This is a genomic window from Hymenobacter sublimis, from assembly GCF_023101345.1.
In the GTDB taxonomy this organism is placed as follows: domain Bacteria; phylum Bacteroidota; class Bacteroidia; order Cytophagales; family Hymenobacteraceae; genus Hymenobacter; species Hymenobacter sublimis.
Genome location: NZ_CP095848.1, coordinates 805,475 through 817,670, shown reverse-complemented (window position 1 = coordinate 817,670; position 12,196 = coordinate 805,475). Strand labels below are relative to the sequence as shown.

Genomic DNA, 12,196 nt, shown 5'->3' with positions numbered 1-12,196 from the left:
ACCTGTTCAGTAGCCCAGGGGTAGTGTCGCTGTTTATTATGCTGAAAGAACCTACCGCGGCCGTTACGCCTACTTTTCCGTTTAAAACCACGCTCAGCCTGGAGCCACTGATTGACTACTGGCGCGCCGGCGAAGAATCCCAGAACGTAGGGGTAGCCATGCTGGCCCGGGCCGTGAGCGAGCAGGTAGCCAACGCCGACTGGTCGCGCGGGACCATCACGGACCTGAAGCTGCTGGAATGTAACTGCGACTTAGTGGAGGCGCTGATGCTGGCCGTGTTTCCGCCGGCTTCCTTCGATACGGACATTGCCGGGGCCATTGCACCGTTTCAGCGCCACAGCTTTTATCATACCCCGCGCTTTGCGGAGGTGCTGCTGAACCCGTCCAAATCCATCAAGCAGCCTTTAAATATTGATATGCGCACGCTCGAGGTGTACACCACTCGCATGGCGTATCAGTTAATTCTAGAGAAGATTTACGGGGTGCACCTACCCCTGCAGGGCACCATCATCTTCACCGTGCCCGATTATAGCATTGGTCTTTACCGCCACTATGGGGTAGAGTTCAATTCTACCTTCGTGCAGATTCGGGTGCACGGCGACAAGCCGGAGCTGACTCCGCAGCAGCTCGACCAACTGGCCCGCAACCCCCACCGCGCCGATTTGTGGCAGCAGATGCTCCCCCCCGAGCACTTTGAGCTAGTGGGTTTTAACATTCTGCACCTAGTAGATGTAACGGAGCAGGAAATATTATCGGAGCTGAAATACGACTTGCTGGAGCGGGACGTGCTGCAGGCCTCCGACCGACTGGAACAGATCCAGGAAAAGCTACGGGTGCTGTTTGGACGGCCGTTTCTGCAGCTGGGCATTGCGGCCTACGATGAAAAGAAGCGAGCTTTCGTGGATTTCGGGCGCAAAATCAACCACAGCTTCCTGACCAAGCAGCTCCACAGCCCCGACGCCGGCTCCGGCTTCCGGCAGATTTACAGCCGCCTCTGGGCTGACCGTCAGCCCCTAGTACTGGAAGACGTGGAGCAAGCCGACATCCCGGAGGACCTGCGCCAGCAGATTCTAAGCCTGGGCATCCGCTCCGCCATTCTGGCCCTGCTACCCTACGGCGACGATATTGTGGGGCTGCTGGAGCTGGGCTCGCCCAACGTGAGCGACCTGAACGAGTTCAGCCTCGAAAACGTGAACCAGTTTGTACCCTTGTTTGCGGTGGCGGTAAAGCGTAACGCCGAGGATATTCAGACGCGGGTACAGGCCATTATCAAGGAGAAGTTCACGGCCATTCACCCCACCATGGAATGGCGCTTCACCGACGCGGCCCAAAACCTACTCCAAAAGCTGGAAGACGGCAACAAAGGCGCCGAAATGGAGGACATCGTGTTTCATGATGTGTACCCCTTGCATGGCTCCAGTGACATTCGCGGCAGCAGCACAGCCCGCAACGAAGCCATTCAAGGCGACCTGATTGAGCACCTCACTCTGGCGGGAAAGGTGCTGAAGAAAGCCTCCGAGTTTCAGCAGCTACCCATTCTGGATGAGCTGAAGTTCTACGTTAATAAAAACCTGCGTCGCCTGCGCCAGGGCATTCTAACCGGAGATGAGGTAAGCATTTTCGAGTCGCTGAGGACGGAAGTAGAGCCCTTGTTTGAATACCTGGGTCAGAACAACGCGGAACTGCGGCCCATTATCAGCCAGTACTGGTCCAACATCGACCCTGAGTTGGGCATCCTCTACAAGCGGCGCAAAGCCTTTGAGGAAACCACTACCCTGCTCAACGACGCCGTCAGTAGCTACCTAGATGAGGAGGATGCCAAGGCCCAGGCCATGTTCCCGCACTACTTCCAGCGGTTTAAAACCGATGGCGTGGAGCACAATATTTACGTGGGTGCTTCCTTGGTAGAGAACAAGCCTTTTGACTTGGTTTTCTTGAAAAACCTGCGTTTGTGGCAGCTTCTAGTGATGGTAGAAATTACCCGCCGCACCGCCGCACTCAAGCCTACCCTACCCGTGCCGCTGGAAACCACTCAGCTCATTCTCATCCATAGCCAGCCCTTGAGCATTCGCTTCCGCCAAGATGAGCGCCAGTTTGACGTGGACGGGGCCTACAACATCCGCTACGAAATCATCAAGAAGCGCATCGACAAGGCAACCGTACAGGGCACCGGCGAACGGCTTACCCAACCCGGCAAAATTGCCCTAGTGTACTCTCAGCAGCGCGAAGCCGACGAGTACATTGAGTACATCGACTACCTCCAAGACCGGGGCCTGCTGGAACCCGAGGTAGAACACCTGGAGCTAGAGGAACTGCAAGGCGTCAAAGGCCTACTGTCCCTACGGGTACAGGTGAAACTGTAATTTGTATTGGCCGAGATACCGACGTCATCCTTCCTGGCCACCGTGCTACCCTTCTAGCGTGACAAGCCCTTACCTCCAACACGGACGTAAGGGCTTGTCACTTTATCAAGCTAGTCACAACTGAGAAGAAGACTCGCTTCGTCACTGGCTTGATGCGCCACCTGCTCGCCAGGACGCTTCGCTTACCATCTTACAATTTCACTTCTTCCCGCCACCAAAGCCGCAGGGCGCTGCGCAACAGAATCAGCCAGAACAGACCCGCCGCAAAGCCTGCAGCCACGTCGGTAGCGTAGTGAACGTGCAAGTACACTCGGGTTAAGCCGATGAGCACGGCAAACAGTAGCAGCAAAATAGCCCAGGCCGGGTGGCGGCGGTGACGCCACAGCAGCCAGGCCAGGCAGCCGTATAGAGCCAGACCAATCATAGCGTGGCCGCTGGGAAAGCTTAACCCCTGCTGAAACACCAGGGCCGAGCTAGGCCTAGCACGCTGGAAGTGGGTTTTCAGAAGTTGATTTAGCAGTGCCGCGCCGGCCACAGCCAAAAATACCTCCAGCCCTTCCCGGCGGTGCCCCCGCAGGCGCAGCGTAATCGGAATGCCGGCGCCGGCCACCACTAGAAACGGCAGGGAGGCAAAAAAGGTAAGGCCTGCTACCAGCGGGGTGAGATTAGGACTAGCAGCACGCAGGGCATCCATCTGCTGAAAAGCCCACTCATCAAACTGGACCGAGTGCGCAATGAACACCACTCGGGTTAGGTAGAAAAACAAAAGCGCCGCCCCCAGAAATACGCCACCAACTACCGCTACTTCAACGGTCAGGAAGCTAAAAAGCGCAACGAGCCGAGCAGGAAGAAACTTCATATAGCGCAGAGGTAGCAAGCTGCCCGAAAGTACGCCAACCACTTTCATACTGGCTAACCACCAAGCCAAGAAGAGGCCCAAACAAAAAAGCCGACCCATTTCTGGATCGGCTTTCGTGCGCTCGGAGAGACTCGAACTCTCACACCTTTCGGAACTGCCGCCTGAAGACAGCGCGTCTACCAATTTCGCCACAAGCGCAGCAATTTTATCATCTGACTACCACAGTGGGGGTCATTTGATGCTGCAAAGATAGGTGGCTTTTTTGACGTGTGTCAAGCTTTGCCGCAAAAAAACCTGAAAAATATCTGGCCAAATATTTCGATTCTGCTCTATGTAGGCTGTTTTTCAGCTGATTGCAGCCGATTTTTGAATTGTTTTTTTACTAGCATCTCTACCTTTTTCAGTAGCGGAATAGCTACTATCAACCACGCAGCTCCGGCCGTAAAGCCCGCCAGTACATCCGTGGCGTAATGCACCCGCAGGTACACGCGCGTTAAGCCAATGAGTAAAATAAGAACCAGCAGGGCGGCCACCAGGGCATAGCGTGGCCCAGGCCGGCGCACGTGCGTCCATACCAAATAGATGAGCAGGCCATAGAATGAGGCCGATATCATGGCATGCCCGCTGGGAAAGCTCAGGCCCGAAGCCGACGTAAGGGGCAGCAGTGGGCGGGGCCGCTGGTAGAGCTGTTTCAGCACCAAGTTCAGCGTGATGCTACCCAAGGCAACTACTGGGATGAGCAGGGAATACCAGCGGTGGCGCCGCACCAGCAGAAACCAATTGATGAGTAAGCCAGCCGCCCCAGAAATGAAGTTGCGGGAGGCCAGAAACGTTATTCCTTCTACCCACTGCTGCCGCTCGGCCCCCAGCATTTGTCTTGACCAGCGGAAAGCCTGCGCATCAAACGTGGCGGCGTCCTGGTCGAACACCTCCCGGCCCAAAGCCAGAAAGATGACGACGCCCAGCGTACCCAAGGCCAGCGTGATGGCAAACTCCGTCAGAAACAAGGTGATGCCGGCCAGCAACCGGCGCAGATGACTAGTCATAGCCTCTGCATACGAAACCAGCGCCGGTTTGGCGGCCAGCGCGGCTTTACTACCCCGAATATGCGGTTAGCATTGTGCATGCCTCGCCCTACTGATTCGGGTTTTGATGTTGTGGCTTCCTTCTATGACCCGTTGGCCCGGCTGGTGTACGGACGCGCCTTGCAACGGGCCCAGGAGGCTGCCCTGGATACGGGTTTGCCCAGCGGTAGGCCCCGTATCCTCATCATCGGCGGAGGTACGGGTTGGGTGCTGGGCCAAGTGTTAAAGCGCCAGCCGAAGGCGCGGGTGGTGTACGTGGAAGCATCGGGGCGGATGCTGGCCCGCAGTGAAGCTTGGGCCCGGCGGCACCTACCCCAGCACCTCAGCCAGATTGAGTTCCAGTTAGGCACCGAGGCCTGTCTGCCCCCGACGGCCTGCTTTGACGCCGTCGTTACGTTCTTTTTTCTCGACTTGTTTACGCCCGTCCGCCTTCGGAGCATCACAGCGCGGGTAGGTGCCGTGCTCGTTCCCGGCGGCCGGTGGCTGCTGGCTGACTTTGCCCGGCCCCGCAGCTGGTGGCAGCACACGTTGCTTAAGCTGATGTACTGGTTTTTCGGGTTCACGACGGGTATCAGCGCTCGGCACCGGCCCCCAATTGAAGACGAGCTAGCCCAGTTGGGACTGTCACCCCAGCTCGCGGGTCAGTTCTTTGGCGGTATGGTAGAAGCCAGTGTGTGGCGGTAATAACTAGTTGGAAAAGCGACGAGAAATGCGCCTACAGCTTATTTCGAGGCTGAGCTTGGGCAATTCTGACAAATAACTGCTTTAGCTCTGGTCAAGACCTGTTAGGTTAGCGTTTCCTTTCTTCTCCTCTATTTCTTTGCGTATGATCATGCGGAAATTCGCCGCGCTGTGGCTGCTGGCCCTGCCCCTAGCGTTCAGCCAACCAGTTCAGGCCCAGGCTCCGGTTCAATACAAACTTGCCTTCCCAAATGCGGTGCACCACGAAGCCCGCATCATAGCCACGTTTAAGGAGCTGCCCGCCGGGCCTCTGCAAGTGCGCATGGCCCGCTCCTCCCCTGGCCGCTACGCCCTCCACGAATTCGCTAAGAACGTATATGACGTGCAAGCTACTGACGCTAAAGGCAAGACTTTGACTGTGAGCCGCCCCGACCCCTACGGCTGGACTGTGGCCGGGCACGACGGCACGGTGATTTTCACTTATACCTTATTTGGTGACCGGACCGACGGTACCTACGCCGGTATTGATGCCCGCCACGCCCACCTGAACATACCGGCTACCCTGGCCTACGCCCAGGGGCTAGAGCAGCGCCCGGCCCAGGTTACGTTTGTCCTTCCCCAGGGCTGGGCGGTGGCCTCCCAGCTACGGCCCGACGCAACCAACGAAGTCTGGATGGCTCCCAACCTGCAGTACCTCATGGACTCGCCTACCTCCCTAGGCCCCCAGCAGGTGCGCTCCTGGCAGGAACAGGGTAAAACCATTGAAATGCAGGTGCTACACGAGGGCACGCCGGCCGAGCTCGACGCTTACGTGGCGCAAACCAAGAAGGTAGTCAAAGAAGCCGCCGCCATTTTCGGGGGCTTGCCCGACTACGACTTTGGACGTTACACCTTCGTAGCCAACTATCTGCCCCAAACCAGCTCCGACGGCATGGAGCACCGCAACTCCACCAGCCTCACCAGCAACCGCCCCCTGCGCGGCTCCGGTGCCCTGGACAACCTCGGTACCGTGTCGCACGAATTTTTCCACAGCTGGAACGTGGAGCGCCTTCGTCCTCAAGATTTGGAACCCTTTGACTTTCAGCGGGCCAACATGAGCAGCAATCTGTGGTTTGCTGAAGGCTTTACGCAGTACTACGGGGAGCTGCTATTGCGCCGAGCCGGCGTGTATACCGACGAGCAGTACTGCCAGGAAGCTCTCAGTGGCATTGTGGACGCCATGCTGACCATGCCGGGCCCCAAGCGCTATTCGCCGGTGCAGATGAGCCAGCAGGCGCCTTTCGTGGATGCCGCCGCCGCCATTGACCCCAACAACCGCTCGAACACTTACCTGAGCTACTACTACATTGGGGCAGGCAATGCACTGGCCTTGGACCTAGAGCTGCGCCAGCGTTTCAAAACCGACCTGGACACCTACATGCGCACGTTGTGGCAGCAGCACGGTGCCCAGCAGAACTACGCCCCGGCCAAGCCCTACACCCTGCGCGACCTGCAGCAGGTGCTGGGCGAAGTAACCAAGGACACAACCTTCGCCGGCCAGTTTTTCCGCCAGCACATTACCGGGCATGAGTTGCCCAACTACGAGGCCTTATTGGCTCCGGCCGGCCTGCTGATGCGCCGGGCCCAAGCCGGTCAGGCTAGCTTGGAGGCCCGCTTGCAGTTCAACCCTGACAGCAGCGCCACCTTGGGTAGCACGCTGCTAGGCAGCCCGTTCTACCTCGCGGGCCTCGACCGAGAGGACGTGGTACTGAAGCTGGACGGCCAGAAGCCCACCAATGCCAAGACCGTGCAAACCTTTCTCTCTACCCACAAGCCCGGCGACGTGATACAGGTGCAGGTGCGGGCCCGGGACGGAGTGCGGACCGTGCCCATCACCCTCCAGGAAAACTCCGACCTAGCGGTAGTACCTTATGAGCAGGCTGGCCGGCCACTGTCCAAAACCCAAAAGAAGTTCCGGGCGGCTTGGCTTAGCGGTAAAGCCAAATAGAACGAGCACCATTTAGTCGGTCCCCGAAAACGGCTATTCGTCGCCTGACTTTTCCCGCTATATCCGGTACAGATAAGCCCCTACCCTCGCGCAGAGAGTAGGGGCTTGTTCTGTTTTGCAAGGAACTGAACTGGTGCAGGATGCAAGCGGGCTACTGCTGAAAATGCACCATTTCACCACCTCACCCTTGCACTTTTACCGCCGCCGACCGAAGATGCGGAGCAGCAGCAGGAACAGGTTGATGAAATCGAGGTAGAGGATGAGGGCACCTAGTACGGCCGCTTTGCGGTCGGTAGCTTCATCTTCGAGGCCCATGAAAGCCAGCATTTTCAGCTTCTGGGTATCGTAAGCAATAAGGGCCACAAAGACGATGACGCCGACGAAGGTAGCAACCCAGTACAGCACCTCACTGTGCAGAAACAGGTTCACTACGGACGCCAGAATCAGCCCAATTAGCCCCATCATCAAGATGTTACCCCAACGGGAAAGGTCCGTGCGCGTGAAGTAGCCGTAGAGGCTCATGACGCCAAATGTACCAGCCGTGATAAAGAACGTGGAGGCAATGGAGCCCATAGTGTAGGCCAGGAAAATAACGCTCAGCGTTACCCCACTCACTACCGCGTAGGCCATGAACACGCTCGAGGTAACGCCCACTGACCATTCCAGGGCCTTGCGTGAGAGGAAGCTTACCAGCAGCACTTCCACCAGGAACAAGCCCAGAAACACGCCGATATGGTTAAAAATAAATTCCAGGGCCACTTCAGAAGATGCTACCAACATGGCTACACCGCCGGTAAGGGCTAGGGCCCCGGCCATCCAGCCGTACACTTGCTGCATAAAGGCGCCCTGAATCCGGGCCGCGTCTTCGGCGCTGATGCGGAGGGTAGGCTGCGTGTTTTGTTGCTCGTCGGGTACAAATTCTTCCATGGAAGCGGTTAAAAGAAGGGTTAGAATAATGCTGTTGTTCGGGCCAAAATACAAGTTTATGCTGTCATTTGACTTGGCGCTGAGCTTTTTGCCTCCATTAATCGTCTAACAGGAACCGGAACGCCAAAGCCAGGAGGAAACATACGCTGCCCAGCACCAGAATACGGAAGCCGTGGGCCCGGTCGCGGGGCTGGAAGGCCAGCACCTGCTGGCCATTGGGCAGTTGCTTTTTGTGCGAATACAGGTGCCAGCCAATAAATACGGCCACAATGCCGCCGAGCAAGGCCATGGCGTAGCCAAACAGAATCCAGGCCTTTTGTGACGGTTCGGGCCGGGCCAGATCCTGGAGGCGCTGCTGGCGCAGGCGCTCCATCAGGGCCGGACTCACGTCGTGGCCGCGCTGGCGCAGGATGCGGCGGGCCAGGGCTACATCGAAGCTGTTCCACTCATCGGGCTTGAGTAGCACATCGAGCAACTCCTCATCGGGGAAGTTAAACAGGTAGTGGTCGGGAGCAGCGCTGGCCGTTAGCGCATCGTTGGCGTCCAGTTCCAGGGTTTGCGCAACCTCAAAATCCTCGGGCCGCAGTTGCACCACGAAGTAGGAGTTGGTAGGGTTGAAGGCAAACGACGGATCGATGCGAGGCTGGTCGAGCTTGGTTTCGTAGGGAATGTTGTGCTGATGCAGCAGTTGGAGCAGGGGTTGCGCAACTTCCACGTTTGCAAAGCGCTGGTAAGATTGAAATTCCGACATAAACTTGACTATAACTTTAAAGCGAAGTTGGCTGTTTTTTTGGACCCGGGCACGCTGACGGGCCGCCCGGCGTTTCGTACCTTAGTTGCCGGTTCACCCAACGGCTCCGGCCGCCTCGCTATGCTTCGTTTTCTTTTCCTTCTGCCTTTTGGTGTGCTCCTAATGGGAGCCGCGCAGGCCCAGGTGCAGCCCGAGGTGCCCGCACCGCGCCTGGGGCTCCGGCCTTCGTATAGTCTGAACGCCGGCGCCATGTTTGCGGGCCGCTACGGCTCGGCTACCTACCTCAGTCCCACCGTATCGGTGCCGGTTACGCCGCGCTTGTCCGTGTTCGGGGGCGTTACTTACCTGCGCACGGTGCCGGGCAGGGCCTATGCTCCTTTCGGAGAAGGTAACCGCCTGGCCACTACGACCCAGAACCGCTACCTGCTGCAGGGCGGCGGTCAGTATGCACTGTCGCCGCGGCTGCTGCTCACAGGCTCCGCCTGGAAAGACCTTACCCCTACCGCTGGCGCACCAGTAAACCCCTACGCGGGCTTTGGCGGCAACCTGGGCTCTGGCGTGAACCTGCGCGCCGACTACCATATCACGGAGAATTTCTCTGTCTCGGGCGGGGTGCGTGTCAGCAACGGAGCCAGCACCTACCCTGGAGCTTACTCGCCGCTGTACAATTCGGGTGCCCCTTTTGGGTTTTAATATTCCGACCGAGAAGCATTTGTCATCCTGAGCGCAGCGAAGGACCTGCTTACGCCAGCCCGAGCCGTTCGTACGATTACCGGGCTGGCGTAATTAGGTCCTTCGCTGGGCTCAGGATGACGGCTTTTTAGCGTTTCTTTGACCGATTTCTACCGCTTCTTTTCTGCCGCGCTTCATGGCCTCCACTCCCCGCTTTGTCAGTAATCCTCAACTGCCCATTATCAAAAAAGGCTACCTCGGCAATAAGATGATAGGGGCTGAGTACTGCAACGGAGAGGAACTGTACGAGCCCAGCTTCGGCACAGTCATTAAGTGGCAGCTAAGTGAGAATCCGCAGAAGGAGGAAAAGAAGACCGATACCTGGGTGCCTGAGGTAGTAGACTGCACAGCTTTTCTGCAAAGCCAAGATGAGGGCTTAGTATGGCTAGGACACGCCTCGTTTCTGCTGCGGGTAGCGGGCAAAACCCTGCTCTTCGACCCGGTGCTGTATTCGTCCTTGGGGCTGCGCCACCGCCACCCCTTACCCTGCCGGCCCGAGGACCTCACCGGTCTCGACTACCTGCTGCTCAGCCACGGCCACCGCGACCATCTGGATGAGAAGTCGGTGAAGCTGCTGGCCCGCCAGAATCCGCAATTGCGGGCGTTTGGGCCCCTGGGTATGGCGCGGCTGGTGCGAGGCATGGCCCGTAACCTGCCCGTGCAGGAGGCTGGCTGGTGGCAGCAGTTCGATTTGGGCCCCGAGGCGCCGTTTGAACTGTTTTACCTGCCTGCTTCGCATTGGCACCGCCGCGGCTTGTTCGATATGAACCGGGTGCTCTGGGGCTCTTTTCTGCTGCGCCTACCCGATGGCCGCACCATCTACTTCATGGGCGACACGGCCATGGGCGGCCACTTCGAGGAAATAGAAAAGCAGTTTGGCCCCCTTGATATTGTATTGCTGCCCATTGGGGCCTACAAGCCACCCTACATGATGCAGCTCAGCCACGTAAATCCTCATGAGGCAGCCAAAGCGGCCAACTTGCTGCGCGCCGGCCACCTCGTGCCCATGCACTACGGCACCTTCGACCTCTCCGATGAGCCCGCCTCCGAGCCTATCCGGGAGCTGCAGTTAGTGGCTAATGGCCAGATGCTGCGCGGCGAGTTGCACGTGCCGGCCGTGGGCCAGGTGCTCCGCTGGGCGGAGTGGGAGTAGGAAGCGGACTATTAGCTTTTGGCTATTAGCTGTTAGCTTTGATGTCTGTTTGCTGACGTTGCTACGCGTACTGGTGTTTGCATCCTTACCCGAAAAAGCCAACAGCTAACAGCCATCAGCTAATAGCTAACAAATGTCCCCTACCCTTGTGCTGAGCCTGATTGCGGGCTACTTCGTGGTCCTCATCATTATTGCCTACCTCACTTCCCGGAAGGCCACCAGCGAATCGTTCTTTATTGCCAACCGCAACGCGCCCTGGTACATGGTGGCGTTTGCCATGATTGGCACCTCGCTGTCGGGGGTTACGTTTATTTCGATTCCGGGCATGGTGGCCTCCCAGAGCTGGAGCTACATGGCGGTGGTGTTGGGCTACACGGTGGGCTACGTGGTAATTGGCACGGTGCTTATGCCGCTCTACTACCGCATGCGGCTGGTGAGCATTTACACCTACCTGGAGCAGCGGTTTGGCTTCTGGAGCTACAAAACCGGGGCTTTGTTTTTCCTGATTTCGCGGGCGGTGGGGGCGGCGTTTCGGCTGTTCCTGGTGGCGGGCGTGCTGCAGTTTGCCGTATTCGACCAGCTGGGGGTGCCGTTTGCCGTTACCGTGTCGGTCAGCATCTTCCTGATTTACCTGTATACCTTCCGCGGGGGCCTCAAAACCATCCTCTGGACCGATACTTTCCAAACCATGGCCATGCTCGTGTGCGTGGCCGTGAGCATTTACCTGATGGCCGATGAGCTAAACCTGGGCTTTGCCGGACTGGTGAAAACGGTGAAGGAAAGCGCCATGTCGCAGGTGTATTTCTCTGACCCCAAGGACGATAAGTTCTTCTGGAAGCAGTTTGCCTCCGGGGCCTTCATTACCATTGTGATGACTGGCCTCGACCAGGACCTGATGCAGAAAAACCTGAGCTGCCGCAACCTCCAAGACGCCCAGAAAAATATGTTCTGGTTTACCATTGCCATTGTGCTGGTAAACGTGTTTTTTCTTTCCCTGGGCGTGTTGCTGTATCAGTTTGCGGCCGCCAAAGGCATTGCCCTACCTACCAACCCTGCTACCGGCAAAGTCATTGGCGACAATGTGTTTCCGCTGCTGGCTACCAACCACTTCTCGCTGTTTGCGGGCATCGTGTTTATCCTGGGCATTATTGCTGTTACCTACGCCTCCGCCGATTCGGCCCTGACGGCGCTTACTACCTCCTTCTGCGTGGACATGCTCGTTATCAGCAAGTACCCGGAGGATCAGCAGAAGCGCATTCGGCAGTATACTCACTTTGGCTTCTCGCTGGTGCTCATCGTCATCATCCTAATTTTCCGGGCCATCAACGACCAGAGCGTAATTACCTCCGTGTTTAAAGCCGCCGGCTACACCTACGGGCCGTTGCTGGGGCTGTATTCCTTCGGCATTTTCACCAGCCGCGGCCTGCACGACAAGCTGGTGCTACCCGTGTGCATTGTGGCGCCCCTGCTGACGTGGTTTATCAACGCCAACTCAAAAACCTGGTGGGGCTACGAATTCGGGTTTGAGATTCTGATTCTGAACGGATTGCTTACCTTCCTGGGCCTGCTGGCAATTTCGCGCGCCCGCAATCTGGAATTGAACCCTGTTGCATAGGGGTTGTTTAGAGAGCGTACCTTTGCCTTGTGTAAGAGTCCGT

General features: G+C 57.6%; 10 protein-coding genes and 1 tRNA gene. 6 read left to right on the top strand and 5 right to left on the bottom strand.

Annotation, left to right across the window (positions count from 1 at the left end; translation table 11 throughout):
• Nucleotides 1-38: 38 nt before the first annotated feature.
• Entirely contained in the window at nucleotides 39-2,363 is a 2,325-nt protein-coding gene (locus tag MWH26_RS03555; protein WP_247976070.1) for a GAF domain-containing protein, read from the top strand.
• 190 nt (nucleotides 2,364-2,553) lie between these two features.
• Here the strand turns inward: MWH26_RS03555 and MWH26_RS03550 are convergent, their stop codons facing one another.
• The 3 genes from MWH26_RS03550 to MWH26_RS03540 form a co-directional block, all read right to left on the bottom strand.
• Nucleotides 2,554-3,222, bottom strand: coding sequence for a phosphatase PAP2 family protein (locus MWH26_RS03550; RefSeq protein WP_247976069.1), 669 nt, complete (start codon nucleotides 3,220-3,222; stop codon nucleotides 2,554-2,556).
• A 116-nt stretch (nucleotides 3,223-3,338) separates the two neighbouring features.
• Nucleotides 3,339-3,420, bottom strand: a tRNA-Leu gene (locus tag MWH26_RS03545).
• Nucleotides 3,421-3,551: 131 nt separating this feature from the next.
• Nucleotides 3,552-4,268, bottom strand: coding sequence for a phosphatase PAP2 family protein (locus MWH26_RS03540; RefSeq protein WP_247976068.1), 717 nt, complete (start codon nucleotides 4,266-4,268; stop codon nucleotides 3,552-3,554).
• 78 nt (nucleotides 4,269-4,346) lie between these two features.
• Here MWH26_RS03540 and MWH26_RS03535 point away from each other — a divergent pair, with 78 nt between their 5' ends.
• Both MWH26_RS03535 and MWH26_RS03530 read left to right on the top strand, forming a co-directional pair.
• Entirely contained in the window at nucleotides 4,347-4,991 is a 645-nt protein-coding gene (locus MWH26_RS03535; RefSeq protein ID WP_247976067.1) for a class I SAM-dependent methyltransferase, read from the top strand.
• Between the two features lie 142 nt (nucleotides 4,992-5,133).
• Nucleotides 5,134-6,975 (top strand): M61 family metallopeptidase, encoded by a 1,842-nt coding sequence (locus MWH26_RS03530; RefSeq protein ID WP_247976066.1) that lies wholly within the window; start codon nucleotides 5,134-5,136, stop codon nucleotides 6,973-6,975.
• Nucleotides 6,976-7,170: 195 nt separating this feature from the next.
• Here the strand turns inward: MWH26_RS03530 and MWH26_RS03525 are convergent, their stop codons facing one another.
• Together MWH26_RS03525 and MWH26_RS03520 are read right to left on the bottom strand one after the other, a co-directional pair.
• Entirely contained in the window at nucleotides 7,171-7,902 is a 732-nt protein-coding gene (locus tag MWH26_RS03525) for a Bax inhibitor-1/YccA family protein (protein WP_247976065.1), read from the bottom strand.
• A gap of 97 nt (nucleotides 7,903-7,999) precedes the next feature.
• The gene (locus MWH26_RS03520) at nucleotides 8,000-8,653 is read right to left on the bottom strand and encodes a hypothetical protein (RefSeq protein ID WP_247976064.1); all 654 of its coding nucleotides are present in this window, start codon (nucleotides 8,651-8,653) and stop codon (nucleotides 8,000-8,002) included.
• 120 nt (nucleotides 8,654-8,773) lie between these two features.
• Between MWH26_RS03520 and MWH26_RS03515 the strand changes: the two genes are divergently transcribed.
• From MWH26_RS03515 to MWH26_RS03505, 3 genes are all read left to right on the top strand, one after another.
• Complete coding sequence (locus MWH26_RS03515; RefSeq protein ID WP_247976063.1) at nucleotides 8,774-9,346, top strand: hypothetical protein; 573 nt, start codon at nucleotides 8,774-8,776, stop codon at nucleotides 9,344-9,346.
• Between the two features lie 175 nt (nucleotides 9,347-9,521).
• Nucleotides 9,522-10,538 (top strand): MBL fold metallo-hydrolase, encoded by a 1,017-nt coding sequence (locus MWH26_RS03510; RefSeq protein WP_244695256.1) that lies wholly within the window; start codon nucleotides 9,522-9,524, stop codon nucleotides 10,536-10,538.
• Between the two features lie 133 nt (nucleotides 10,539-10,671).
• Nucleotides 10,672-12,153, top strand: a complete 1,482-nt coding sequence (locus MWH26_RS03505; RefSeq protein WP_247976062.1) for a sodium:solute symporter — start codon at nucleotides 10,672-10,674, stop codon at nucleotides 12,151-12,153.
• Nucleotides 12,154-12,196: the final 43 nt, after the last annotated feature.